General features: G+C 68.4%; 22 protein-coding genes. 13 read left to right on the forward strand and 9 right to left on the reverse strand.

All coding sequences use genetic code 11. From position 1 onward, the window contains the following. Positions 1–53 precede the first annotated feature (53 nt). From rfbC to DV704_RS04365, 4 genes are read left to right on the forward strand one after another with little or no spacing between them, the layout of a single operon-like run. Entirely contained in the window at positions 54–632 is a 579-nt protein-coding gene (rfbC, locus tag DV704_RS04350; protein WP_114798334.1) for a dTDP-4-dehydrorhamnose 3,5-epimerase, read from the forward strand. Further along, the gene (locus DV704_RS04355; protein ID WP_114798335.1) at positions 629–1648 is read left to right on the forward strand and encodes an NAD(P)-dependent oxidoreductase; all 1020 of its coding nucleotides are present in this window, start codon (positions 629–631) and stop codon (positions 1646–1648) included. The genes rfbC and DV704_RS04355 overlap by 4 nt, the downstream gene beginning before the upstream one ends. After that, a complete protein-coding gene (rfbD, locus tag DV704_RS04360; protein WP_114798336.1) occupies positions 1632–2501 on the forward strand; it encodes a dTDP-4-dehydrorhamnose reductase in 870 nt (289 codons plus the stop codon). Before DV704_RS04355 ends, rfbD begins: the two co-directional genes overlap by 17 nt. 3 nt (positions 2502–2504) lie before the next feature. Then, positions 2505–3326: a glycosyltransferase family 2 protein gene (locus DV704_RS04365; protein ID WP_114798337.1), complete on the forward strand. Its 822-nt coding sequence runs from the start codon at positions 2505–2507 to the stop codon at positions 3324–3326. A gap of 120 nt (positions 3327–3446) precedes the next feature. Here DV704_RS04365 and DV704_RS04370 read toward each other — a convergent pair whose 3' ends face one another. Continuing rightward, positions 3447–4520: a glucose-1-phosphate thymidylyltransferase gene (locus DV704_RS04370; RefSeq protein WP_114798338.1), complete on the reverse strand. Its 1074-nt coding sequence runs from the start codon at positions 4518–4520 to the stop codon at positions 3447–3449. 71 nt (positions 4521–4591) lie between these two features. Between DV704_RS04370 and DV704_RS04375 the strand changes: the two genes are divergently transcribed. Beyond that, positions 4592–5695, forward strand: a complete 1104-nt coding sequence (locus DV704_RS04375) for a class II aldolase/adducin family protein (protein WP_114798339.1) — start codon at positions 4592–4594, stop codon at positions 5693–5695. A 48-nt stretch (positions 5696–5743) separates the two neighbouring features. Continuing rightward, entirely contained in the window at positions 5744–6445 is a 702-nt protein-coding gene (locus tag DV704_RS04380; RefSeq protein WP_114798340.1) for a TVP38/TMEM64 family protein, read from the forward strand. Here the strand turns inward: DV704_RS04380 and DV704_RS04385 are convergent. Next, positions 6392–7156, reverse strand: coding sequence for an NAD-dependent deacylase (locus DV704_RS04385; RefSeq protein ID WP_114798341.1), 765 nt, complete (start codon positions 7154–7156; stop codon positions 6392–6394). The genes DV704_RS04380 and DV704_RS04385 overlap by 54 nt on opposite strands. A gap of 18 nt (positions 7157–7174) precedes the next feature. On the opposite strand from DV704_RS04385, the gene DV704_RS04390 reads away from it, so the two are divergent. Continuing rightward, positions 7175–8620, forward strand: a complete 1446-nt coding sequence (locus tag DV704_RS04390) for an NAD(P)H-hydrate dehydratase (RefSeq protein ID WP_114798342.1) — start codon at positions 7175–7177, stop codon at positions 8618–8620. Here DV704_RS04390 and DV704_RS04395 read toward each other — a convergent pair. Genes DV704_RS04395 through DV704_RS04405 form a run of 3 tightly spaced genes read right to left on the reverse strand, consistent with a single transcriptional unit; the run spans position 8617 to position 11779 of the window. Beyond that, positions 8617–9051: a hypothetical protein gene (locus DV704_RS04395; protein ID WP_114798343.1), complete on the reverse strand. Its 435-nt coding sequence runs from the start codon at positions 9049–9051 to the stop codon at positions 8617–8619. The genes DV704_RS04390 and DV704_RS04395 overlap by 4 nt on opposite strands. A 3-nt stretch (positions 9052–9054) precedes the next feature. Next, a complete protein-coding gene (guaB, locus tag DV704_RS04400; RefSeq protein WP_114798344.1) occupies positions 9055–10563 on the reverse strand; it encodes an IMP dehydrogenase in 1509 nt (502 codons plus the stop codon). A 25-nt stretch (positions 10564–10588) separates the two neighbouring features. Next, positions 10589–11779 (reverse strand): acyl-CoA dehydrogenase family protein, encoded by a 1191-nt coding sequence (locus DV704_RS04405; RefSeq protein ID WP_114798345.1) that lies wholly within the window; start codon positions 11777–11779, stop codon positions 10589–10591. An 81-nt stretch (positions 11780–11860) separates the two neighbouring features. Here DV704_RS04405 and DV704_RS04410 point away from each other — a divergent pair, with 81 nt between their 5' ends. Both DV704_RS04410 and DV704_RS04415 read left to right on the forward strand, forming a co-directional pair. Beyond that, complete coding sequence (locus DV704_RS04410) at positions 11861–12628, forward strand: TIGR00282 family metallophosphoesterase (RefSeq protein ID WP_114798346.1); 768 nt, start codon at positions 11861–11863, stop codon at positions 12626–12628. Then, positions 12625–14214, forward strand: coding sequence for a gamma-glutamyltransferase family protein (locus tag DV704_RS04415; RefSeq protein WP_114798347.1), 1590 nt, complete (start codon positions 12625–12627; stop codon positions 14212–14214). The genes DV704_RS04410 and DV704_RS04415 overlap by 4 nt, the downstream gene beginning before the upstream one ends. A gap of 2 nt (positions 14215–14216) precedes the next feature. On the opposite strand, the gene DV704_RS04420 is transcribed toward DV704_RS04415, so the two are convergent. After that, complete coding sequence (locus DV704_RS04420) at positions 14217–15206, reverse strand: MBL fold metallo-hydrolase (RefSeq protein WP_114798348.1); 990 nt, start codon at positions 15204–15206, stop codon at positions 14217–14219. Between the two features lie 80 nt (positions 15207–15286). On the opposite strand from DV704_RS04420, the gene mnmA reads away from it, so the two are divergent. Next, positions 15287–16357, forward strand: a complete 1071-nt coding sequence (gene mnmA, locus DV704_RS04425; protein ID WP_114798349.1) for a tRNA 2-thiouridine(34) synthase MnmA — start codon at positions 15287–15289, stop codon at positions 16355–16357. Here mnmA and DV704_RS04430 read toward each other — a convergent pair. Continuing rightward, a complete protein-coding gene (locus DV704_RS04430; protein ID WP_114798350.1) occupies positions 16354–17931 on the reverse strand; it encodes an O-antigen ligase in 1578 nt (525 codons plus the stop codon). The two genes, mnmA and DV704_RS04430, sit on opposite strands and share 4 nt — an antisense overlap. Positions 17932–17987: 56 nt before the next feature. On the opposite strand from DV704_RS04430, the gene DV704_RS04435 reads away from it, so the two are divergent. Further along, positions 17988–19385: an O-antigen ligase gene (locus DV704_RS04435; protein WP_158539599.1), complete on the forward strand. Its 1398-nt coding sequence runs from the start codon at positions 17988–17990 to the stop codon at positions 19383–19385. Here DV704_RS04435 and DV704_RS04440 read toward each other — a convergent pair. Further along, positions 19347–19694, reverse strand: coding sequence for a type II secretion system protein (locus DV704_RS04440; protein WP_114798352.1), 348 nt, complete (start codon positions 19692–19694; stop codon positions 19347–19349). The two genes, DV704_RS04435 and DV704_RS04440, sit on opposite strands and share 39 nt — an antisense overlap. Before the next feature lie 78 nt (positions 19695–19772). Beyond that, positions 19773–20126 carry a type II secretion system protein gene (locus DV704_RS04445; protein ID WP_114798353.1) on the reverse strand — a complete coding sequence of 118 codons (354 nt, stop codon included), beginning with the start codon at positions 20124–20126 and terminating at the stop codon, positions 19773–19775. 268 nt (positions 20127–20394) lie between these two features. On the opposite strand from DV704_RS04445, the gene DV704_RS04450 reads away from it, so the two are divergent. Both DV704_RS04450 and DV704_RS04455 read left to right on the forward strand, forming a co-directional pair. Continuing rightward, positions 20395–21957, forward strand: coding sequence for an iron ABC transporter permease (locus tag DV704_RS04450; RefSeq protein ID WP_114798354.1), 1563 nt, complete (start codon positions 20395–20397; stop codon positions 21955–21957). Continuing rightward, the gene (locus DV704_RS04455) at positions 21954–23000 is read left to right on the forward strand and encodes an ABC transporter ATP-binding protein (RefSeq protein ID WP_114798355.1); all 1047 of its coding nucleotides are present in this window, start codon (positions 21954–21956) and stop codon (positions 22998–23000) included. Before DV704_RS04450 ends, DV704_RS04455 begins: the two co-directional genes overlap by 4 nt. Positions 23001–23026: the final 26 nt, after the last annotated feature.

The raw sequence follows: 23026 nt of genomic DNA on the forward strand, positions 1-23026 counted from the left end.
TCTACATGCCAAGGGCAGGGGGCGTCGGGTATATTTGGGCAGTTGGAGGTGGTATGCCCTTCCGGTTTGAACCCCTAGCCATACCCGAGGTGATCCTGGTCGAGGCCCGGGCCTTTCCCGATGATCGGGGTTTCTTTATGGAGACCTTCAAGCAGTCGGAGTTTGCCCGGGGGGGTATTGCGCGCCAGTTCGTGCAGGATAACTTCTCCTACTCGCGGAGGGGCACTGTGCGGGGCCTGCACTACCAGATGAACCCCGCCGCACAGGGCAAGCTGGTGGCCTGTCTGAAGGGGGAGATCTACGACGTGGCGGTGGACCTGCGCCGGGGCTCGCCCACCTACGGTAAGTGGGTGAGCGCTGTCTTGAGCGCTGAGAACCGCCGGATGCTCTGGGTGCCGGAGGGGTTTGCCCACGGCTTCCAGGCCCTGTCGGAAGGGGTGATGGTCTGGTACAAGGTGACCGCCGAGTACAGCCCCAGCACCGAGCGGGGCATCCGCTGGGACGACCCTGCTTTGGGCATTGAGTGGCCCCTGCCCAAGGAAGCCCTGCTCTCGCCCAAGGACGCGGTGCTGCCCACCCTGGCCGAGCTTTCCGAGGCCGACAACAACTTCGTCTACGAGGTGCGGGTATGAGGACGGTTCTGCTGACCGGGGCTGGGGGGTATATCGGGAGCGTGCTCACCGAGATGCTTCTGGAGGCGGGCTACCGGGTGCGGGCACTGGACCGGTTCTTTTTTGGGCCCACCCTGGCCCACCTGGAGGGGCACCCTCACCTCGAGCTCATCCGGGCCGATGTGCGGGACTGCGACCCCAAGGTGCTGGAGGGGGTTTGGGCGGTGCTCGACCTGGCTGCCCTTTCCAACGACCCCGCCGGAGAGCTGGACCCTGCTGCCACCTTGGCCATCAACCACCAGGGGCGGGCCCGCATGGCCCGGCTGGCCAAGGAGCGGGGGGTGGAGCGGTACGTGCTGGCCTCCTCCTGCAGCGTCTACGGCTTCCAGGATGGGGTGCTGGACGAGACCTCGCCCACCAACCCCCTTACCACCTACGCCGAGGCCAACCTCAGGGCTGAGGAGTCCAACCTGCCCCTGGCCGACGATGCCTTCTGCGTGACCGCGCTGCGCCAGGCCACGGTATACGGGCTTTCGCCCCGGATGCGCTTCGACCTGGCCATCAACGGGATGACCCTGGGGCTATGGCGCGATGGTAGGATACCCCTTCTGCGCGATGGCACCCAGTGGCGGCCCTTTGTGCATGTGCGGGACACAGCGCGGGCTTTTCTATTGGTGCTCGAGGCCCCCAGGGAGAAGGTCAACGGTCAGATCTTCAACGTGGGTTCGGACGAGCAGAACTACCAGATCATGCCCCTGGCCCAGCAGATCGCCGAGGCCCTGGGCAAGCCCTTCGCCTTCGAGTGGTACGGCCTGCCCGATCACCGGTCGTACCGGGTGAGCTTTGCCAAGATTCGCCAGACTCTGGGCTACGCGCCCCGGTTCACCCCTGCCGACGCCGCGCGGGAGATTGCTGCGGCTTTGGAGGCGGGCAGGGTGGTCCCCGACGACCGCACCATTACCCTCAAGTGGTACAAGAACCTTCTGGAGTGGCAGCGGATTGTTCGCGAGGTGGAGCTGGATGGGCGCATCCTCTAGGGTGGCGGTGATTGGGGCCCGGGGTCAGCTCGGCAGCGATCTGGTGCGGGTGCTGGGGGGGCATTATGAGGTGGTGGGCTTTGCCCACGAGGACCTCGAGGTGGCCGACCCCGCCTCGGTGAAGCAGGCCCTGGGGGGCCAGGCCTGGAGGGCAATCATCAACACCGCTGCTTTGCACAAGGTGGAGACCTGCGAGGCTGAGCCCGAGCGCAGCTTCCGCGTCAACGCCCTGGGGGCGCTATATGTGGCCCAGGTAGCCAGGGCCTGCGGGGCCAAGTACGTCTACATCAGCACCGACTACGTCTTCGACGGGGCCAAAGGAGCCCCCTACCTGGAGTCGGACTGCCCCCGTCCCCTCAACATCTACGGGGCCTCCAAGGTGGCGGGGGAGCAGCTGGCCCTGCAGACCCTGGAGGATGCCCTGGTGCTGCGGATCTCCAGCGTGTTTGGCCGGGCTGGGGCCAGCGGCAAGGGGGGCAACTTCATCGAGACCATCTTGCAGAAGGCCCGCGCAGGGGGGCCCTTGCGGGTGGTAGCCGACCAGTACATGAGCCCAAGCTATACCCTGGACGTGGCCCGGCTCCTGCTGGACCTCTTGCAGAAGGATGTGCGGGGCATCGTCCACGGGGCCAACCGGGGGGTCTGCACCTGGCACGCCCTGGCCCAGGAGGCGGTGCGGCTGTGCGGGCTGGCGGTTCCGGTGGAGCCCATCCCTGCCAGCGCCTTCCCCTCCCCGGTCCGGCGCCCGCCCTACTCGGCCCTCGGCAGCGAGCGGCTTTCGGCCCTGGGCCTGGAGCCCCGTCCCTGGACCGAGGCTTTGCGCGACTACCTGCGGGAAAAAGGGCATATCTAGGGTATGCGGGCCCTATCCATTGTGGTGGTCAGCCACAACGCCAAGGCGGTGCTGCTGGCGTGCCTGGGAAGGCTCTGGCAGCACTACCCCGAGGCCGAGGTAATCGTGGTGGACTCGGGGTCCTCCGACGGCAGTGCCGAGGCGGTGCAGGAGGGTTTCCCCCAGTACCGCCTGATTCGAAGCCAGAACCGGGGCTACCCGGCGGCGGTGAACCAGGGGCTTGCGGCCTGTACGCGCGACTACCTGGTGCAGATGAACAGCGACGTGTACCTGGAGGCGGGGGACCTCGAGGCCCTCTGGCAGGCGGCCCGGGCCGAGCCCAAAGCAGCGCTGGTAGGCCCTACCCTGGTCACGCCGCAGGGGCGGCTGCAGTCCTTTGGGCCCCTCTACGCGCCCTACTACTGGAACCTGCGGGCACCCCGGGCGGTGGCCTGGATCTCGGGGGCCCTCACCCTGATGCCCCGCGCAGCCTACGAGGCGGTGGGGGGCATGGACGAGCGCTTTTTCTTCTACAACGACGACCTCGAGTGGTGCGCCCGCGCGCGCCGCAAGGGTTGGCGGGTGCTTTTGGTGCCCCGCCGGGTGCTGCACCTTGGGGGGAGCTCCACGCCCAAGGACCCCCGCTTCCTGGCCGAGGGGTACCGGGGGGGGCTGCTGTTTAGCCGGGACTACTTTCCCGCCCTGCACGGCCTGCACAGAAAAGTGGTCTGGCTCGAGGCCCACCTGCGCATCCGGCTCGACCCCGACCCCATCCGTAAGGCAGGCTACGGCCTGATTTTGAACAAGATAAACGAGGGCGATTTGGACACGCCTTTCCTACCCTAGAAGGTAGCAGGTTCAGGCCTCGGGCTTGCAAACCCGATCGTTGCGCGACACCAGCTCCGCAAAACAGGGGAGGGCAAGGCCGGTCGCTTTGGGCCAAGATACGCCCGGTGAAGGCCCGGGCTAAAGCCGCACCCGGCTGCGGTCCCCTAGCACCAGCTGCAGGGTGTTGCGCCGGGGGCTGCCCCGGCCGTCCACCACCACCCCCTGGCCCAGAATGCTGCTGTCGAGCCGGTGGGGGAGGGCGTGCACCCGGGCCTCGTCCATCAGGATGGAGTACTCGACCTCGCTCAAGACCACCTGGGCGTTCTTGCCGATGGCGGTGTAGGGGCCGATGAAGCTGTCCTCGATGAGGGCCCCGGCCCCGATGAAGGCCGGGCCGCGCACCGTGCTGCGCACAATTCGGGCCCCCGGCTCCACCACCACCTCGCCCACCACCTGGGCCTCTATGAGCTCCCCCTCGATGCGCCGCGCGATGGCCGAGAGGGCCAGCCGGTTGGCGTCCAGCAGGTCCTCGGGCTTGCCGGTGTCCTTCCACCAGCCCCGCACCTGGTGGGCCACCACCTTCTGGCCGCTGTCGACCAGGCCCTGGATGGCCTCGGTGATCTCGTACTCCCCCCGGCCGCTGGGCCTGAGCCCCTCGATGATGGGATGGATGGCCGGGCTGAACAGGTAGACCCCTACCAGGGCGAGGTTGGACGGGGGCTCCTGGGGCTTTTCCAGAAGCCGCACCACCTCCCCCTGCCCGTTGAGCACCACCACCCCGAAGGCCCTGGGGTCCTCCACCGGGCATAGAAGCACGATGGCCGCAGGCCGGGTGGCCCGGTACTCGGCCACCAGGTGCTGGATGCCGCCCGAGAGCAGGTTGTCGCCCAGGTAGAGCACGAAGGGGTGCTCGCCCAGGAAAGGCCGGGCGGTCTTGACCGCGTGGGCGATGCCCAGGGGGGCTTCCTGCACGATGTAGGTGAGGTGGACCCCCCAAGAAGAGCCGTCGCCCAGGGCGGCCCGCACCTCGTCGCCGGTCTCGGGGCTTAGGATGACCCCTATGTCGCGGATGCCGGCGGCCACCAGGTCTTCTAGGGCGTAGAACAGGTTGGGCTTGCCGGCGATGGGGATGAGCTGCTTGGCCCGGGTGTGGGTCAGCGGGCGCAGCCGGGTGCCCTTGCCGCCCGAGAGGATCAGTCCCTTGAGTTCCATACTCGGCCCAGTCTACCAGGGCCTTGGCCGGGGCCATGGTGTAGAATCCTGAGAAGCCGAGGGAGGTTTCAATGGTGCCGTTCTGCGAAGATGCTCGCCTTGCCGTAAAAACGCCCCCCAACTTCATTCTCACGGGAGAACCCACCGAAGGGCTGAAGCGGCTGGCCGAGGGGCTGCCCGGCGTGTTGGAGGCCCATGGCTACCGCCACGAGCCGGGGGCAGAGGCCCCAAGGGCGGTGTTGAACTTCATCCGGGCCGACAGACCCACCCCTTACCGGCGGAAGGCCCAGGCCACCATGGTGATTTCCTTTCTGGAGCTCGAGGCCATGCCGGCCGACCCCATTGCGGCGCTTTACAGCTACCTGGTGCGGGCCCTTTCCAACATGCTGGTGGTCTATGTGCCGGGCCAGGGGGCCTACTTCCTCACCCTCGAGCTCGGCCAGTACCACGAGCCCGAGGGGCCCCGCTTCCTGGAGCGGCTTTTCGAGCGGATCCACCCCATCGCCTCCGCAGTCCTGGTGGTGAACAACCGCTTCGTGCCCGACCTCGAGCCCGAGCTCTGGCAGGGCGATGCCCTGACCGAAAGCCTGCGCCGGGCCGGCCAGCGCCTAGCCGAGTGGGACCTGCTCCCGGCGGCCTTCCCCATCGAGGAGATCCTACCCCCCGAAGACCTGCGCCACGTCAAGCGCCTGTATGGCATCGGCGGCCTTTCCTACGGCAACCTCTCGGTGCGCAAGGACGAGCGGCGCTTCTGGATGTCGGCCAGCGGGGTGGACAAGGCCAACCTGCGCGAGGTGGGCCGGGACATCCTGATGGTCACCGACTACGACCCGGCGGAGAACGCCATGCGCCTTTCGGTGCCGCCCCATGTGGAGCCCAGGAGGGTGAGCGTAGACGCCATAGAGCACTGGATGATCTACCGCGAGCACCCCAGGGTGGGGGCCATCATCCACGTGCACGCCTGGATGGAGAACATCCCCTCCACCCAGTTCAACTACCCCTGCGGCACCTACGAGCTGGCCACGGCGGTGGCCGAGAAGGTGCGCCAGGCCCCCGACCCGAGCCGGGCGGTGGTGGGCCTCAAGAACCACGGCCTCACCATCACCGGCCACAGCCTGGAGGACATCCTGGAGCGCATCGAGGGGCGGCTTTTGCGCCAAGTGCCGATGAGCTAGTGATGGATAGGGCAGGAATTTCTCACGGAATCGGGTAGGCTTACTGGTATGGAGCGCCCGGTTCGAAAAAGCCTGCCGCTCGTGCCCCTTCTGGCTGGGCTTTTGCTGCTGGCGGGAGGGCTTGTGGGGGTCTACCTGCTGGTGCCGGGGCTGCAGGCGCGGCTCGAGGGGCTCTACCAGCTCCTCAGAAGCGGGGACCTCGAGGCCATCCGGGCCTGGGTGGCGGGCCTGGGCTGGGTGGGGCCTCTGAGCATCATCGCCCTGATGGTGCTCCAGACCCTCGTCTCGGTGGTGCCCATGTCGCTGGTGATGCTGGTCTCGGTGCTGGTGTTTGGCCCGGTGGTGGGGGGGGCGGTGGGCTTCGTGGGGGCGGTGGTCGCGGCCATGGTGGGCTACGGCCTGGCCCGGCTTTTGGGCCCGGTGGTGGTGGACCGCCTGGTGAGCGCCCCCATCCGCCGGCGGGTGGAGGCCCAGGTGGAGCGCTACGGGCCCTGGGCCATCATCGCCCTTCGGTTTTCCCTGGTCGTCCCCACCGACAGCATCAGCTTCGTGGCCGGCCTGGTGCGGATGCACCCCTTGAAGTTTCTTCTGGCCACCGCGGTGGGGGCTTTGCCGGTGACCCTGCTCATCGCCTGGCTGGGCTCGGATTTCACCCGCATGGGGCCATTCATGCTGGCCCTGAGCCTCCTGGTTCTGCTAGGGCTTGCCGCCTGGGTCCTCTACGAGCGGCGGCGCATCTCCGCCGAGTAGGGCCTCCATCCCCTCCACCGCCCCCAGCGGCAGGGCGCAGTCGGCCAGGCGGGTGAGGGGGGTGGGGGTGGGGTTGATCTCGATCAGGTAGGCCCCGCTCAGGTGGGCGATGCGGCCCAGGCTGGCGGCGGGCTCCACCTCGGCGCTGGTGCCGATGACCAGCGCCACCTCGGCCTGAACGAAGGCCCGCTCGGCCCGCTCGAAGGCCCCCGGGGGCAGAAGCTCGCCAAACCAGACCACATCGGGCCGGGCCCGCCCGCCGCAGGCCGGACAGGTGGGAGGGGGGTTGAACGCCTCGGGCGGGGGGAGGGGGAAGCGCTTTTGGCAGCGTTCGCAGCGGGCCCGGGTGATGTTGCCGTGGAGCTCCACAAGCCGCCCGGAGCCGGCCCGGGCGTGCAGGCCGTCCACGTTTTGGGTGACCAGCAGAAACCCCTCCCCCACCCTCGCCTCGAGCTCCACCAACCGCCGGTGCGCCGGGTTGGGCTCGGCCTCCACGGCCTTGCGGTAGCGCCAGGCGTACCAGTTCCACACCTTCTCCGGGTCGCGGGCGTAGGCCTCGGGGGTGGCGTACTCCAGGGGGTTGAAGTCCTTCCAGAGCCCCTCTGCGTCCCGGAAGGTGGGGATGCCGGAGGCCTTGGAGATGCCGGCCCCGGTCAGAACGGCCACCCGCCGGGCGCTGAGCAGGCGTTGGCGTGCGGTCAGAAGCTCCATATCTGTAGAATAAGCCCCATGCGGCTCTTCACCCCGGAGGCCATGCGCGAGGCCGATCGCCGGGCGGTGGAGCTGGGCTACCCTAGCCTTCTGCTGATGGAAGCGGCGGGCAGGCAGGTGGCCGAGTGGGTTCTGCGGGCCTACCCGGGGCGGAAGGCGGTGGTGCTGGCCGGCCGGGGCAACAACGGCGGCGATGGCCTGGTGGCGGCCCGCTGGCTGGCCCTTTGGGGGCAGCCGGTGGAGGTGTTCGCCGCCGAGGGGCAGGCCGGCGATGCGGCGGTGGCCCGGCGGGCCCTGGAAGCTTTGGGCCTTGCGATAAGGCCCCTGGCCGAGTGGCGGCCTGAGCCCCAGGCGGTGGTGGTGGACGCGCTGTTCGGGACCGGGCTCAGGGGACCTTTGGAGGGGTTTTATGCGGAGCTGGTGGAACGGCTGAACGCCTTAGGGGGGCCGGTGGTCTCGGTGGACCTGCCCTCGGGCCTGCCCTACACCCCCCATGTGCGGGCCCACCTGACCGTGGCCCTGGCGGGCCTGAAGACCGAGCACCTCTTCTACCCCCAGCGCTCGGCCTGCGGACGGATTGTGCTGGCCCCGATCGGCATGCCCCCCAGGGCCCTGGAAAACCCCGCGCTGCCCGAGCTTCTCAACCAGGCCGCCATGCGGGCCCTGCTGCCGGTGCGGCCCGGGGATGCCCACAAGGGCTCGGTGGGCCGGGTGCTGGTGGCGGGGGGGTATCGGCACTACACCGGGGCCCCGAGCCTGGCCGCGCTGGGGGCCTACCGCGCCGGGGCCGGGCTGGTCACGGTGGCCTACCCGGCGGACTGCCCGGTGGAACCGCCCCTGGAGGCGGTGCGGCTGCCGGTGGAGGGCTGGCGTCCGGAATGCCTGCGGGAGGCCCGGGCCGAGGCGGTGGCGGTGGGGATGGGGGCTGGGGCGGGGGGAGAGGCGGCGGCCATGGCGGCGCTGGGGCTGGCCCGCCCCACCGTGTTGGACGCCGATGCCCTCCACCCCCCAGTGCTGGAGGCCTACCGAGCGGCGGGTGTACCGGCGGTGGTCACGCCCCACCCGGGCGAGGCCAGCCGCCTGCTGGGCTGGCCCAGCCGGGAGATAGCCGGGCGGCCCCTCGAGGCCGCCCAGGCCCTGGCCCGGCGCTACGCGGGGCTGGTGGTGGTGCTCAAAGGGGGCCCCACGGTGCTGGCCTGGGCCGACCGGCTGGCGGTCAACCCCAGCGGCAACCCGGCCATGGCCACCGGGGGGATGGGCGACGTGCTCTCGGGGGTAATCGCGGCCCTGCTGGCGGCGGGGCTTGCCCCCTGGGACGCGGCCCGGCTGGGGGTCTACCTGCACGGGCTGGCGGGCGACCGGGTGGGCCGGGTGGGGCTGCTGGCCCACGAGGTGGCCGATGTCCTCCCCGAGGCCCAGGCGGCCTTGCGGGAGGGCGGGGTCCGGGACTTCTGGGAGCCCTAGGTCTGGAGCGCGGGGGCGCGGAACTGGGCCCGGTTCTCCGGCCAGAAGAGCCAGATGAGGCCCAAGATGGGCTGCACCAAGGGCAGGAAGCCGTAGTCGATGCCGAATTCGTGCCAGACCGTGCGCCCGATCACCTGGGGCATCAGGAGGCTCAGGGTGCCCACCCCGAGCACCCCCACAAGCTCGAAGGAGAGGGCCACCACCGAGACCCACCAGGCCCAGGGCCGGCGGATGACGAAGGCCACCGTGGCCACCAGGTAGACGCTGGCCGCCACCGCCGAGAGAAGGGGGGGCAGATAGTCGGTGACCCCGGGCTTGAAGAAGAGCTGGTAGACGGAGCGGGCCCCGGCGGCCAGGGCCAGCAGGGGGTAGGAGACGGCCAGGACCTGGCCGATGGCCCGGATGAGGGGAGGGGTGAGGAGCCTCTGCATACCCTAGCGGCTGTAGTTGGGGGCCTCCTTGGTGATGAGCACCCCGTGGGGGTGGCTCTCGATGAGCCCGGCCCCGGTGATCCGGGTGAAGCGGGTTTCGCGGCGGAAACGCTCCAGGTCGGGGGTGCCGCAGTAGCCCATGGCCGCCCGCAGCCCCCCCACCACCTGGTAGAGGACGTCGCCCACCGGGCCCTTATAGGGCACCATACCCTCGATGCCCTCGGGCACCAGCTTCTTGGCCTCCACCGGACCGACCCCCTTGCCCCCCTCCTGGAAGTAGCGGTCGGCCGAGCCCTGCCGCATGGCCCCCAGGCTGCCCATGCCGCGGTAGAGCTTGTAGCGCCGGCCATCCTTCAGCACCTCCTCGCCCGGGGCCTCCTGCGTGCCGGCCAGCATGGAGCCCAGCATGACGGTGTGGGCCCCTGCGGCCAGGGCCTTGGCCACATCCCCCGAGTACTTGATGCCCCCGTCGGCCACCACCGGCACGTCCAGCCCCTCGAGGCCCGCCACGGCCTCCATGATGGCGGTGATCTGGGGCACCCCCACGCCGGTGACCACCCGGGTGGTGCAGATGGAGCCGGGGCCAATCCCCACCTTGACCGCATCCGCCCCGGCCTCGGCCAGGGCCCGGGCCCCCTCTGCGGTGGCCACGTTGCCGGCAATCACCTGCACCCGCTCGCCGTAGGTCCTCTTGAGGTAGCGCAGGGCCTCCAGCACGCCCTTGCTGTGGCCATGGGCGCTGTCCAGCACCAGCACATCCACCCCGGCCTCCACCAGCGCCGCGGCGCGGGCCTCCAGGTCCTTGGCCACCCCCACCGCGGCCCCCACCAGGAGCCGGCCCTGGGCGTCCTTGGCGGCGAAGGGGAATTTCTGCCGCTTGGTGAGGTCCTTGAGGGTGAGAAGGCCCCTGAGCCGCCCCTCGTGGTCCACCAGGGGTAGCTTTTCAATCTTGTGCTGGCGCAACAGGGCCTCGGCCTCCTCCAGGATGGTGCCGGGCGGGGCGGTGATGAGCCGCTCCGCCGGGGTCATCACCTCCGAGACCAGCCGGGTCATATCCCGCTCGAAGCGGATGTCGCGGTTGGTGACCAAGCCCAGAAGCCGGCCGTAGAGGTCCACCACCGGCAGGCCCCCAATTTTGAACTCCCGCATGAGCCGTTCGGCGTCCTCCAGGGTGGCGTTGGGGGCCAGGGTCACGGGGTCCTGGATCATGCCAGCCTCGCTGCGCTTGACCTTTCGGACCTGGGCAGCCTGCTCCTCCACGCTCAGGTTCTTGTGGATGATGCCCAGGCCGCCCTCGCGGGCCATGGCGATGGCCATCTCGGCCTCGGTCACGGTGTCCATGGCCGCCGAGAGGATGGGGATGTTGAGCCAGAGCTTGCGGGTGACCCGGGTGCGGGTGTCCACCTCGCGGGGCAGGACCTCCGAGTAGGCCGGAATGAGGAGCACGTCGTCGAAGGTCAGGCCCTCTTGCACGATTTTCTCCTGCTTGACGTGGGGCTTGAGCGCCTGCATATTCCCTGCAGTATAGCACCCCCACCTAGCGGGCCACGGTCCGGGGCCTTGGGCCCTCGCCCAGGGCGTTCTCCCCGGTGAGCTCGCGGCCCAGGATTAGGGTGTGGATGTCGTGGGTGCCCTCGTAGGTGTCCACGGTCTCCAGGTTCAGCATGTGGCGGATGCTGTGGTACTCCAGGGTGATCCCGCTGCCCCCCAGGATTTCCCGGGCCGCCCGGGCCCCGTTCAGGGCTGCCCGCACGTTGTCGCGCTTGGCCAGCGAGACCTGGGCGGGCCGGAGCCGGCTCTCGTCCTTGAGCCGGGCGAGCCGCCAGGCCAGCAACAGGCCCTTGGTGTGGTCGGCGGCCATGCGCACCAGCTTCTCCTGCACGAGCTGGCGCCTGGCGATGGGGGCCCCGAAGGTGGTGCGGCTCTGGGCGAAGGCCAGCGCCTCGGTGTAGACCGCCTCCAAAGCCCCCAAGGCCCCCCAGGCGATGCCGAAGCGGGCCTGGGTCAGGCAGGACAGGGGCCCCTTGAGGCCCTCGACCCCGGGCAGAAGGGCAGTTTTGGGCACCCGCACCTCCTCCAGCACCAGCTCGCTGGTGACCGAGGCCCTTAGGCTGGCCTTGTGCTGGATTTTATGGGCCCGGAAGCCCTTGCTATCGGTGGGCACGATGAAGCCCCGCACCACCCCGGCCTCGTCCTTGGCCCAGATGAGGGCGATATGGGCCAGGTTGCCGTTGGTGATCCACATCTTGCTGCCGTTTAGCACGTAGTCGCCCCCATCGCGCCGGGCCCGGGTCTTCATGTTGCCGTCGGGGTCGCTGCCGCCATCGGCCTCGGTAAGACCGAAGCAGCCCACCAGCTCCCCTCTGGCCAGCCTGGGCAGGTACTCGCGCTTTTGCTCCTCCGAGCCGTAGGCCCAGATGGGGTACATCACCAAGGAGCTCTGCACGCTGCAGAAGCTGCGCAGCCCCGAGTCGATGCGCTCGAGCTCGTAGCTCACCACCCCATAGGTGGCTGCGCTGGCCCCCAGCCCGCCGTACTCGACGGGGATGTTGGGGCCCAGGAAGCCCATCTCGCCGAACTTGCGGATGAGGTGGGTGGGGAACTCCGCGTTTTCCCACCACGCGGCGATGTAGGGCAGGCACTCGGCCTCGAGGAACCGGCGGGCGGCTTTCTGCATGGCCTGCTCCTCGGGGGTGAGCAGCTCGCCAACCTGGTAAAAGTCGAACATGGCCAACCTCGCCCCGATTCTACCCCCAGGGTGCGGGTTGTTTGCACCCCGGGACCACACTGGGCCGGGTAAGCTGGGTCCATGCGCGTGCTCTTCGTGGGAGATGTCTTCGGCGACGCCGGGCTCAGGGTGGTGGCCTCGCGCCTGCCCGATCTGCGCCCCCAGTACGACTTCGTGATTGTCAACGGGGAGAACGCCCACCACGGCAAGGGGCTCTCGCGCCCGGCCTACCGCAAGTTGCGCGAGGCCGGGGCCGACCTGATCACCCTGGGCAACCACGCCTGGGACCACAGGGATGTCTACGAGCTCATCGAGACCGAGCCCATCCTGCGGGCCCTGAACTACCCGCCGGGCACCCCAGGGCGGGGCCACTGGGTGCTGGAGACGGGGGGGGAGCGGCTTCTGGTGATGCAGGTGATGGGCCAGGTGGAGATGGGCCTCAACCTCTACGACCCCTTCCGCACCCCCGAGGCCCTGCTAGAGGAGGTGCCGCACGACTATGCCCTGCTGGAGGTGCACGCCGAGGCCACCAGCGAGAAGTATGCCCTGGGCCACTATTTCGACGGCCGGATTGCTGCGTTACTGGGCACCCACACCCACGTGCCCACCGCGGACGCGGGCTTCTTGCCGCGGGGCACCGCTTTTCAGTGCGATGTGGGCATGACCGGGCCCCTCCACTCGATTATTGGGGGGGAGGTCGAGAGCTTTCTGGCCCGCTTCCTCACCCAGCGCCCCACCCCCTTCCGGGCGGCCCAGGGCCGGGCGGTTCTCTCGGCCACCGAGCTGGTGCTGGAGGGGGGGCGCTGCACCCAGATCCGCCCCCTGCGCTGGGAGGAGCCGTGGATATGAACCTGAACCACTACCCCTACCCCTCCCGCCGCCATCTGGTGGTGGGAAAGCGCGGTGCGGTGGCCACCAGCCAGCCCCAGGCCGCGCTAGCCGGCATGGAGATGCTCCTGCAGGGGGGCAGCGCGGCGGACGCGGCGGTGGCCATGGCCATTGCCCTCACGGTGCTCGAGCCCACCTCCAACGGCATCGGCTCGGATGCCTTTGCCCTGGTGCACGATGGGCAGCGGCTCTACGGCCTCGACGCCAGCGGACATAGCCCCGCCGGGCTTTCCTTCGAGGCCTTCGCGGCGGAGGGGCGGGTGCCCACCCGGGGCTGGCCCACCGTCACGGTGCCGGGGGCTCCTTCGGCCTGGCGCGCGCTCCACCAGCGCTTCGGCCGGTTGCCCTTCGAGGCGCTTTTCGCCCCGGCCCTTCGCTACGCCCGGGAGGGCTTCGCTGTGAGCCCCGAGGTGGGCCGCAACTGGGCCCGGGCCGAGGCGGTGTACGGGCCTTTGGCGGAGGCCTGCTACCAGCCCTTCAAGGAGGTTTTCCTGCCCGGGGGAAGGGCCCCTAGGCCGGGGGAGGTCTGGCAGAGCCCCCAGCACGCCGAGACCCTGGAGGAGCTGGCTAAAAGCGGCTGCGAGAGCCTCTACACCGGCCCTCTGGCGGCCCGCCTGGCCGATTTTGCCGCGGACACCGGGGGCTATCTGACCCGGGCCGACCTGGCGGCCCACCGGCCGGCCTGGGTGGAGCCCCTCAGCGTGCGCTACCGGGACCTCGAGGTCCACGAGCTGCCCCCGCCCACCCAGGGCCTGGCGGCCCTCATCGCCTTGGGGCTGCTGGGGGGCTTCGAGCTGGGCCGCCACCCCCGCGACAGCGCCGAGGGGCTGCACCTGCAGATCGAGGCCATGAAGCTGGCCTTCGCCGAGGTGCAGGCCCAGGTGGCCGACCCCCGCTTCATGCGGCTGGCCCCCTCGGCGCTGCTGGACCCAGCCCGCCTGGCCCAGCGCCGGGGGGCCATAGGGGAGCGGGCCCTTTTCCCCTCCCTGGCCGCCCCCCAGGGCGGCACGGTCTACCTGGCCGCGGCCGACGGGGAGCTTTGGGTCTCCTTCATCCAGTCCAACTACATGGGCTTCGGCTCGGGCATCGTGGTGGAGGGCACCGGGATTGCGCTGCAAAACCGGGGGGCGGGCTTTGTGCTGGAGGAAGGCCACCCCAACCGCTACGCCCCCTCCAAGCGCCCCTTCCACACCATCATCCCGGGCTTCCTTACCCGCGAGGGGAAGCCCCTGGGGCCCTTTGGGGTGATGGGGGGCCACATGCAGCCCCAGGGGCACCTGCAGGTGGTGGTGGCCCTGGCCGACTACGGCCTCAACCCCCAGGCCGCGCTGGACGCCCCGCGCTGGCAGTGGGTGAGGGGGCGGGTGGTGGAGCTCGAGCCCACCTTTCCCCTTCACGCGGTCCAGGGCCTGCGCGAACGGGGGCACGAGGTGGTGTTGCAGCCGGAGTGGGCCCAGTTTGGCCGGGGCCAGATTGTTTTGCGCCATGGCGGGGCCCTGCTGGCCGCCACCGAGCCGCGGGCCGACGGCATGGCCCTGGCCTGGTAGGGCTATCGCCGGTAGTGGAGGATCCCCTCCAGCTCCACCGGTACAGCCCGCCCCGCCTCCACCAGGTACTCCAGGTGGGCCAGGGTCTCGGCCCAGGCGAAGCGCCGCTGGGCCAGGCTGAGCTCACCCGGGAACAGGGCCAAGGAGAGCTGCCAAGCGGTCTGGGGCTCGGGGCTGAGCAGCCCCTCCAAGAAGGCCAGCCGCTCCTGGTGGTGGGCCCTGAGCTCGGCCACCCGCCCCGGAATGTCCGCGATGGGCCGGTAGTGGCCGGGCAGGGCCAACCGGGCGCCGAGCCCCCGGGTTTTTTCCAGCGAGGCCAGGTAGTGGGCCAGCGGGTTGGGGTAGGCGTAGGCCCAGCGGCCGATGTTGGGGGAGATTTTCTCCAGGATCTGGTCGCCGGCCAGCAGCACCCCGTCCTCCTCGCGCAAAAACATGGCCTGCCCGTCGGCGTGCCCCGGCACCCAGACCACCCGCAGGCGCGTCCCGGCCCACTCCAGCACCACCCCGTCGGGGAATGTCCTGGGGTTGCGCACCGGGTGGACCCGGCTTCGGGTGAGGGCCAGCTCCTTCTCCAGGCCAGCGAGGTATTCGTCGGTGACCCCGTGCCGGCGGAAGAAGGCCATCCCGGCCTGGTTCATGGCCTCGGCCTGGGTCCAGAAGATGTGGCCCCGCTCCTCCTCGATGTCCAGCATGTAGACGCTTACCCCGGCCTGCTCGATGAGCCCGGCGAGACCGTAGTGGTCGGGGTGGTGGTGGGTGAGGAGGAGGGCCTCGAGGTCGCCGTACCCCAGGCCGTGCTCCCGCAAGGCGCCCTCCAGCGCCGCCCGGGCCTCCGGGGTGTCCAGGGCGCAGTCCACCAGCACCGGCCCGCCCGTGCTCAGGGGAGGGGGCAGGAGGAGGTAGACGTTCACGTAGCGGAAGGGGTAGGGGATGGGGATGGGAATGGCGAAGATGCCGGGCGCGACCGGGTGGGAGAGGCGGGCTTGGTGCATGGAAAGATTGTACCAAGTCAAAGGAAAAAGCGCGGAAGTGTGCCCTGCCTCCTAAAGGCCTGGGGTAGACTTAACGAGTTATGGGGAAGCGCGTGCTGGCGGCCATGAGCGGGGGGGTGGACTCCTCGGTGAGCGCGGCTTTGCTCAAGGCCCAGGGCTACGAGGTGATCGGGGCCATGATGCGCTTCTGGCCCGACCAGAAGAAAGACGACTGCTTCGAGACCTGCTGCTCGCCCGACGCGGCCTACGAGGCCCGGCGGGTGGCGGATGTTTTGGGAATTCCCTTCTATCTGCTCGACTATCGCGAGGAGTTCGAGGCAAAAATCGTCCAGCCCTTCCTGGCCGGCTACCAGGCGGGGGAGACCCCCAACCCCTGCGTGAACTGCAACACCCGGGTTAAGTTCGACTCCCTGCTCAAAAAGGCCCGCATGCTGGGCTGTGACTACGTGGCCACCGGGCACTATGTGGTGAGCCGCGACGGCGGGCTGTACCGGGGCGACCCGCGCAAGGACCAGACCTACTTCCTCTGGGGCACCCCTAAAGAGGCCATTCCCCACCTGCTTTTCCCGGTAGGGCACCTGGAAAAGCCCCAGGTGCGGGCCCTGGCCGAGCGCTTTGGCCTGCCCACGGCCAGAAAGCCCGAAAGCCAGAACATCTGCTTCGTCCAGGGCGACCTGAAGGACTTCCTGGCCCAGCAGCTAAAGACCCGCCCCGGCCCCCTCATCGACCTCGAGACCGGCCAGCAGGTGGGCGAGCACGGCGGGGCGCAGCTTTACACGGTGGGGCAGCGTAAGGGGCTGGGTTTGTGGAAGAGCCACCTCGAGCGCTACGTGGTCCGGGTGGACGTGGCCCGCAACGAGGTGGTGGTGGGCCCCAAGGAGGCCTGCATGTGGGGCGGCCTCGAGGCCCGCGGGGTGAACCTGCTGGTGCCCCCTGGGGAGCTGGGCGAGGAGGTGGAGGTGCAGGTGCGCTACCGCACCCGGCCGGTGCCGGCCCGCCTCGAGGAGGTGGGGCCGGAGCGGCTGGTCCTCCGCTTCTCAGAACCCCAGTTCGCCGTGGCGCCGGGGCAGTCGGCGGTGCTCTACTGGGGCGACCGCCTTCTGGGCGGAGGGGTCATCGCCCGGCCGCTTTACAACCTCTGGACCGGCTAGGGGCCTTCCAGCCGGGCCCGCAGCCGGGGGGCTTCCTCCCTCCAGCGCTGGTAGGCCGGGCTCAGGAGACCAAAGAAATTGGCCGGCTCGTAGCCGCGAAAATCCAGGGGAAAGTGCTGCAGGCCCACCTCCAGCACCCTTCTGGCCTCCTCCTTCAGCCCGCTCCCGGCCAGGAGCTGGGCCAGCTCCAGGTAGTAAAGCGGGCTGGCCAGGGGGAAGGTGCGCACGATTTTTTCCAACAGCGCCCGGCGCTCGCTGGCTTCCCGGGCCTCATCCAGCCGCAGCCGGTAAACCCAGAGGCTCTTGGGGTTGCGCAAGGTGGCCTGTTCCAGCAGGTGCTGCCGTTCAGGGGGGGGCAGTCCCTCCAGCGCGCGCAGCACCGCGGGCCGGTAGCCCAGGTAGCGCTCTATGGCGCAGTTGCCCGCACACGGCGCGTACCACCACACGATAAGCCCCAGCCCCAGCCCGAGCCCCAGGAGGTTCCAGCGAGCCCTCCCTGGGGGCGCGACCTGGGCGTGCACCGCCCCCAGCAGGGCAAAGGCCAGCATCATCACCGCGGGGTACATCCCGGTGACGTCGAAGGCCAGCGTGGCCCAGACCCCCCCCGCCCCCAGCGCCCAGGGCCAGGCCGCCGTGCGCCAGCCGCGCCAGAGCACCACCCCCAGCAGGTAGAGCAGGAGCCCGAACCGCAGCCAGCCCCCCGTGGCGGCGGTCTCGAGGTAGTAGTTGTGCGCGCTGTTGAAGAGGATGCCGGGGTACTGCTGGTAGGCGGCCAGCACCTCGCGGAAGCTGCCGTTGCCGGTGCCCAGGGGGGCTTCCAGCGCCATGTTCAGGGTCTGCTTCCACATCAAAAGGCGGCTGCCGATGCTGCCCAGCTCGCTTATGTCGCTCACCTGCTTGCTCAGGGTGGCCTTCAGCCCCAGGGCGTTCTGCACTGGGGAGAAGGGCAGGGCCAGGTCGATGGCCGCCACCGCGGCCAGCACCGCGCCAAGCCCCAGGCCAATCCGCCCCAGCCCCACCCCCTCGCGCCAAAGCCGCCACACCAGGAGCAAAGCCCCCAGCAGCAGGGGCAGGTAGACGGCCCGAGCCCCCGACAAAAGGGCCAGGTACAGGGCTGCGGTGAGCAGGAGGCCACCCAGCAGGGGCCAGCGGCTGCGGAACATCCACACCGCGGCCAGGGGCACCAGAGCCAGGGCTTGGGCCCCGGCCACGTAGTGGCTCGAGCCGGAGAAGTACATGGCCAGCCCCGCCCAGGCCAGGGTGAGGGTGGTGAGGAGCCCGTGGCCCAGCAGGAGGAGGTTGAGCCCCACCAGGCCCCAAAGCCACCTGCCTGCGGCAAAAGCGGCCAGGTAGGCCAGCTCCCAAAGGCCCAGCACCAGGGTGTTGCCCGGGGTAAGGCTCCAGAACACCCCCAGAAGGCCCAGGGCCCACCAGGCCCAGAGGGAAGGGGGCACCCGCGCCAGCGCCACCGCCAGCAGGGCCAGCCAGAGGGGCGGGGCCTCGTAGTGGGTGAGGACCTGCGGCCAGAGCCAGAGGAGGCTTCCTAGGATGAGAGATCCGCCTAGCAGTTGCATGTTCGTCTGAGCCTCTTGACTTGCTCGCGTTCTCCTATACTCGGTTGGGGGATAGAGTGAAGAGAATTTTGTTCGCCCTTTACGGCTGGTGGTGGTCTATATACGTCATCCTGTACCCACTGGTGTTTGTGCCTTCTGAAAGGGGCTTTTGGGGCTCTAACTACGCTTACCATATTGGACTTACCGTGCTTTTTGTAGTAGGCGCAGCTCTTTTTGAATGGTTCTCCTATCCTAAGCTGCGGCTTTCTGATATTCGGTATCTACCTAGGCTGGTCCTCAAACACACTCCCGTGCTCGTGGCGCTTTTGTTCGGTGTTTGGGGGGTTCTGGCTGCTTTTTTCACCCCCTCTCCGATAACAGCTTTGATGGGCAGTTTGGCCAGGAATGGGGACGGAGCCTTGGCCGCTTTTTTGTTTGTGCTGGTTTTTGTTTTTGTGTACCTTCAGGTGAAGACCCGGCCGGTTGTTCTGGAACGAATACTGTTGGGAATAGTCCTTTCCGGTCTTATTTTGAGTTTTGGGGCTGTGGCCGAGGTTGCCCTGGGTCGGGGGCTTATCTACAGGCCCAATCCCGCTGACCTTCCCATAGTCTCCTTTCCTCAAAGGGGCCACCTCGCCGGATATCTGGCGGCAACCCTGGGGGTGTCTATAGCCGTGTCCTTTTGGAAGAGGGCCTGGTTTTATCCTGTGGCCTCCTTTTTCATCGCCTGCGCTCTGGGTCTCACCTTCAACCGCGCCGCTTTCCTTGCGGTTTTGGTGTTGGTTGCCCTGGGCTTCAGGCTTTACCCAAAACGGGCTGTGCTGATGGCGTTGTCGGTGGGTCTGGGCATTCTAGGGGGCATGGGGTTCACGGAGCTGCGGGGTGTGGGGGGGGACAAGGACCTTGCTAGCCGGACCTCTTTGCAATCGCGCTTTTTGTTCTGGAAAGCGGCCATAGGTGGCATCCTGGAAAGGCCGATGTTTGGATGGGGAGGCGGCAACTTCGACTATTACTGGCCTTTTTTCCTGACCCCGGAGGAGCAGGCGCTCTTTTTCAAGTATGAGGTAGGCGAGCTAAAGGTGATCGAAATCCTTAGCCAACCAGGGACGATACCCGTCTGGCTGGTGGAAACACCTTCAGGAGAGAGGCGCCCTCACAGCATTCCTCTTTGGAAGTCTCACAACCAGCTCATGGAGGTGGCCCTGCAAAGGGGTCTGGTGGGTTTGCTGCTTTACCTCGCCCTGATGGCTTTTTCTCTCAGGGCCTTTATCAACCTTTTGCCAGGGGCAGCAGGGGTTTGGGGGTACCACGTGTTCTTGATGTTGTGGTTCATCCCTTTTTTCTCCGAGGGGGTTCTCTGGGTCTTGTTTGCTCTGTCCTGTGTAGAAGGCGAAAGGGCCTGGGGGTTCATCCCCCAGGCCGGGCTTGTTCCTAGGTCAAGGGATCTGGCCGCTGCCGGAAATCCCTACGTATGAGACCAAGGCCGTACCTCCACTCGCAGTCACCGTGCAGTGGGCCAGGGTGGGTGTGGCGGTTGGCGGCACGCTGTAGCTGCCTGCGCTGAAGCCGCGGGTACAGTCGGGGTTGGGGAGGGCAGAGGCCCCAGTGTTTTCCGACAGGTAGGCGTTGGCGGCGAAGAACACGTTGCGCAGGTAAAGCTGTTCGGAGCGAACAGCGGCAGCGTTTCGTGCGCTGAGCAGATTTGGCAGCAGCACCACCCCTAGGATGCCAATGATGGCGATCACGATGAGGAGCTCAACCAAGGTGAACCCCCTACGTATCATCTGGCCACCTCCTGTGGGGCTTTGGGCAACAGCCCCAGAAGCGGGACCGCTTCTGGGGCTGGCAGGCGGTGAGTGGGTTTACTGGATGGTTGTGTCGGGAATGCCCAGAGTGCTGCTCCCGTAGGTCACCGAGGCGCGGCCGTCAGCTGTCACCGACACGGAGCAGGTGGATAAGCCCAGGGGGGCGGTGCCTGCTCCGTAGCTGCCTGCAGCATATGAAGCTAAGCAGTTCGTAGGAACGGTAGTGGCGGTGATGTTCTCGGCAAGGTAGGCGTTGGCGGCCTTGTAGACGTTCTGGGCGTAGGCCTGGACCGCCCGGATCTGGGCAGTGCGGCGGGCGTTGAGCAGGTTGGGGACGAGGACTGCCGCCAGGATGCCGATGATGGCGATCACGATGAGGAGCTCGATCAGGGTGAAACCGGACTTCTTCATCTTTTCTCCTTGTTTCCGCACCGGTATATGGGTATGGGTGCGGTATGGGTAGTGCTAGAGGGCTTGGGGCCTCATGGGAGCGGGCCGATTCCCGAACTCCGAGAGTTAATACTAGCGCCGGTTCTTGTAACGCGTGTGGAATTTGACCCAGCCCCCGCCTTTCCGCGTTACGTGCAGAGATGCGAATAGTTCTCAATCCTAAAATCTCAAATCCCGACTAGAATACTTGATTTACTTTCCATAGCTTGCTAGCTTGGTGGGTGCTGCGATGCTGGCTCACCCCTCCAGGCCCATTCCCAAATCCCTGCTGTTCCTGGCCTTCTTGGTGGGGCTGGGCGTGCTTTTGCCGCTGGTCTATCTGGTGCTGCGGGCCGCCCAGGCCGAGCCGGCCCAGCTTGTGGAGATCGTATTGCGCCCGCGCAACCTGCAGCTTCTGCTCAACACCCTGGCCCTTTTGCTGGGGGTCCTGGTCTTCTCAACCTTGCTGGCTCTGCCGCTGGCCTGGCTCACCAGCCGCTCGAGCCTGCGGGGCAAGCGCTTCTGGGCTTTGTTGCTCACCCTGCCCCTGGCGGTGCCAGGGTATGTGGGGGTGTTCGGGTTTTTCGGGGCCACGGGGGCCAGCGGCTGGCTCAGGGACTGGCTGGGCTTTCCCTGGCCCCGCCCCACCGGCTACTGGGGGGCCCTGGGGGTGCTCACGCTCTTCACCTACCCCTACTTGTTCCTGAACCTGCGGGCCGCCCTGCTTGGGCTGGACCGCTCCCTCGAGGAGTCGGCGCGGAGCTTGGGGTATGGGGGGTGGCAGGCCTTCTTTCGGGTGGTGCTGCCCCAGCTCCGGCCGGCTCTGTACGCGGGCTGGCTGTTGGTGGGCCTGCACGTGCTGGGCGACTTTGGCGTGGTGAGCCTGGTGCGCTACGAGACCTTCAGCTACGCCATCTATCTGCAGTACTCCTCGGCCTTTGACCGGGTCTATGCGGCCTGGCTGGCCCTGATGCTTTTACTCCTCACGGGCAGCCTGCTCTGGCTCGAGGCCCGGCTGCTCAAGAACCTCTCTTTGAGCCGGGTGGGCCAGGGCAGCGCCCGCCCGGCGGCCCCGGTGCCGCTGGGGGCCTGGACGCTGCCGGCCTACGCGCTCCTCCTCCTGCCGGTGCTGGGGGCGCTGGGGGTGCCGTTGGTCTCCATCCTCTACTGGATGCTGGAGCCGGGCCATGGGGTGGTCTGGCCGAGCGTCTGGGAGGCCCTGCGCAACTCGGCCCAGGCCTCGGCCCCGGCGGCTCTGCTGGCTGCTCTGCTGGTCCTGCCCCTGGCCTACCTGGGGGTGCGCTACCCAGGCCGGCTCTCGCGGATGCTGGAACGGGTGGCCTACCTGGGCTACGCCACCCCCCCCCTGGCCTTTGCCCTGGCCCTCATCTTCTTCAGCCTGCGGGGGGCGCCCTTTTTGTACCAGACGTTGGCCCTGTTGGTGCTGGCCTACGCCCTGCACTTCCTGGCCGAGGCCATAGGCCCCATCCGCAGCGCCCTCTACCAGGCCCCGCCCCGGCTCGAGGAGGCCGCGCGCAGCCTGGGCTACACCGCTCTTCAAGCCTTCAGGCGCGCCACCCTTCCCCTTCTGCGGCGGGGCATGCTGGCCGGCATGGCCCTGGTTTTCCTCTCGGCCATGAAGGAGCTGCCCCTCACCTTTTTGCTGGCCCCAGTGGGCTACTCCACCCTGGCCACCCGCATCTGGGGCTACACCGCGGACGCCATGTTCGCCGAAGCTGCCCCCTACGCCCTCTGGGTGGTCTTGTTCTCGGCCCTTTTCGTGGGCCTGCTCTTGAGCCAGGAACGCCGATGAGCGAGGAGATTCTGCTACGCGTGGAGGGACTGACCAAAGGCTTTCACCCGGGGCTGCCCCCGGTGGTGGACGGGGTGAATTTTGCCGTGAGGGAGGGGGAGATCTTCGCCCTTCTGGGCCCCTCGGGCTGCGGCAAGACCACCACCTTGCGCCTGATCGCGGGCTTTGAGCGGCCCGAGGCGGGGCAGGTCTGGCTGGGGGGCCAGGCCATCACCCACTGGCCCCCGGAGAGGCGGCGCATCGGCTTCGTCTTCCAGGACTACGCGCTCTTCCCCCACCTGAGCGTGAGGGAGAACGTGGCCTTCGGCCTGCGCCACCTGAAGGGCCGGGCCCGGGCGGCGCGGGTGGAGGAGGTGCTGGCCCTGGTGGGGCTTACCGTTTTCAAGGACCGCAGGCCGAGTGAACTCTCGGGCGGGCAGCAGCAGCGGGTGGCGCTGGCCCGGGCCATCGCCCCGGGGCCCAGGCTCATTTTGCTGGACGAGCCTTTCAGCAGCCTGGATGCCGCCTTGCGCCAGAGCACCCGCGAGGAGGTGCGGGCCATGCTGAAGCAGGCCGGCATTGGGGCCATTCTGGTTACCCACGACCAGGAGGAGGCCCTTTCCTTCGCCGACCGCCTGGGGGTGATGCGCGCCGGCCGGTTGGAGCAGGTGGGCACCCCCGAGGAGGTCTACCGCCGCCCCTGCACCCCCTTTGTGGCCCAGTTCCTGGGGCGCACCAACCTCATCCCGGGGGAGGCCCGGGGGAGCTGGGCCGAGACCCCCTTGGGGCGGGTCTTGCTGGAGGAGGAGGCCTCGGGGCCGGTGCTGCTTTCCCTCAGGCCCGAGGGGCTGGGGCTGGCCATGCCGCTCGACCACCTGGGCCCGAGGCAGCTTGAAGGGGTGGTGCTCGCGCGCGAGTTCAAGGGCCATGACCTCACCTACCGGGTGCAGCTCGACGGACGTGAGCTTTTGGTGCAGGAAGGCCCCGAGAGCCCCTTCCGCCCGGGGGAGCGGGTGCGGGTCTTGGTGCGCACCAGGGCGGTGGTGGTAGGCCGGGGCGGGTAGAATAACCCTCGCCTTGGAAGCAGAGA

It is taken from the genome of Meiothermus sp. QL-1, assembly GCF_003351145.1.
Taxonomy (GTDB): Bacteria; Deinococcota; Deinococci; order Deinococcales; family Thermaceae; genus Meiothermus.

Excerpts from the sequence above, each read along its gene's own strand:
- rfbC (WP_114798334.1), top strand. The coding sequence starts at position 54 with ATGCCCTTCCGGTTTGAACCCCTAGCCATACCCGAGGTGATCCTGGTC.
- DV704_RS04355 (WP_114798335.1), top strand. The coding sequence starts at position 629 with ATGAGGACGGTTCTGCTGACCGGGGCTGGGGGGTATATCGGGAGCGTG.
- rfbD (WP_114798336.1), top strand. The coding sequence starts at position 1,632 with ATGGGCGCATCCTCTAGGGTGGCGGTGATTGGGGCCCGGGGTCAGCTC.
- DV704_RS04365 (WP_114798337.1), top strand. The coding sequence starts at position 2,505 with ATGCGGGCCCTATCCATTGTGGTGGTCAGCCACAACGCCAAGGCGGTG.
- DV704_RS04370 (WP_114798338.1), bottom strand. The coding sequence starts at position 4,520 with ATGGAACTCAAGGGACTGATCCTCTCGGGCGGCAAGGGCACCCGGCTG.
- DV704_RS04375 (WP_114798339.1), top strand. The coding sequence starts at position 4,592 with ATGGTGCCGTTCTGCGAAGATGCTCGCCTTGCCGTAAAAACGCCCCCC.
- DV704_RS04380 (WP_114798340.1), top strand. The coding sequence starts at position 5,744 with ATGGAGCGCCCGGTTCGAAAAAGCCTGCCGCTCGTGCCCCTTCTGGCT.
- DV704_RS04385 (WP_114798341.1), bottom strand. The coding sequence starts at position 7,156 with ATGGAGCTTCTGACCGCACGCCAACGCCTGCTCAGCGCCCGGCGGGTG.
- DV704_RS04390 (WP_114798342.1), top strand. The coding sequence starts at position 7,175 with ATGCGGCTCTTCACCCCGGAGGCCATGCGCGAGGCCGATCGCCGGGCG.
- DV704_RS04395 (WP_114798343.1), bottom strand. The coding sequence starts at position 9,051 with ATGCAGAGGCTCCTCACCCCTCCCCTCATCCGGGCCATCGGCCAGGTC.
- guaB (WP_114798344.1), bottom strand. The coding sequence starts at position 10,563 with ATGCAGGCGCTCAAGCCCCACGTCAAGCAGGAGAAAATCGTGCAAGAG.
- DV704_RS04405 (WP_114798345.1), bottom strand. The coding sequence starts at position 11,779 with ATGTTCGACTTTTACCAGGTTGGCGAGCTGCTCACCCCCGAGGAGCAG.
- DV704_RS04410 (WP_114798346.1), top strand. The coding sequence starts at position 11,861 with ATGCGCGTGCTCTTCGTGGGAGATGTCTTCGGCGACGCCGGGCTCAGG.
- DV704_RS04415 (WP_114798347.1), top strand. The coding sequence starts at position 12,625 with ATGAACCTGAACCACTACCCCTACCCCTCCCGCCGCCATCTGGTGGTG.
- DV704_RS04420 (WP_114798348.1), bottom strand. The coding sequence starts at position 15,206 with ATGCACCAAGCCCGCCTCTCCCACCCGGTCGCGCCCGGCATCTTCGCC.
- mnmA (WP_114798349.1), top strand. The coding sequence starts at position 15,287 with ATGGGGAAGCGCGTGCTGGCGGCCATGAGCGGGGGGGTGGACTCCTCG.
- DV704_RS04430 (WP_114798350.1), bottom strand. The coding sequence starts at position 17,931 with ATGCAACTGCTAGGCGGATCTCTCATCCTAGGAAGCCTCCTCTGGCTC.
- DV704_RS04440 (WP_114798352.1), bottom strand. The coding sequence starts at position 19,694 with ATGATACGTAGGGGGTTCACCTTGGTTGAGCTCCTCATCGTGATCGCC.
- DV704_RS04445 (WP_114798353.1), bottom strand. The coding sequence starts at position 20,126 with ATGAAGAAGTCCGGTTTCACCCTGATCGAGCTCCTCATCGTGATCGCC.
- DV704_RS04450 (WP_114798354.1), top strand. The coding sequence starts at position 20,395 with ATGCTGGCTCACCCCTCCAGGCCCATTCCCAAATCCCTGCTGTTCCTG.
- DV704_RS04455 (WP_114798355.1), top strand. The coding sequence starts at position 21,954 with ATGAGCGAGGAGATTCTGCTACGCGTGGAGGGACTGACCAAAGGCTTT.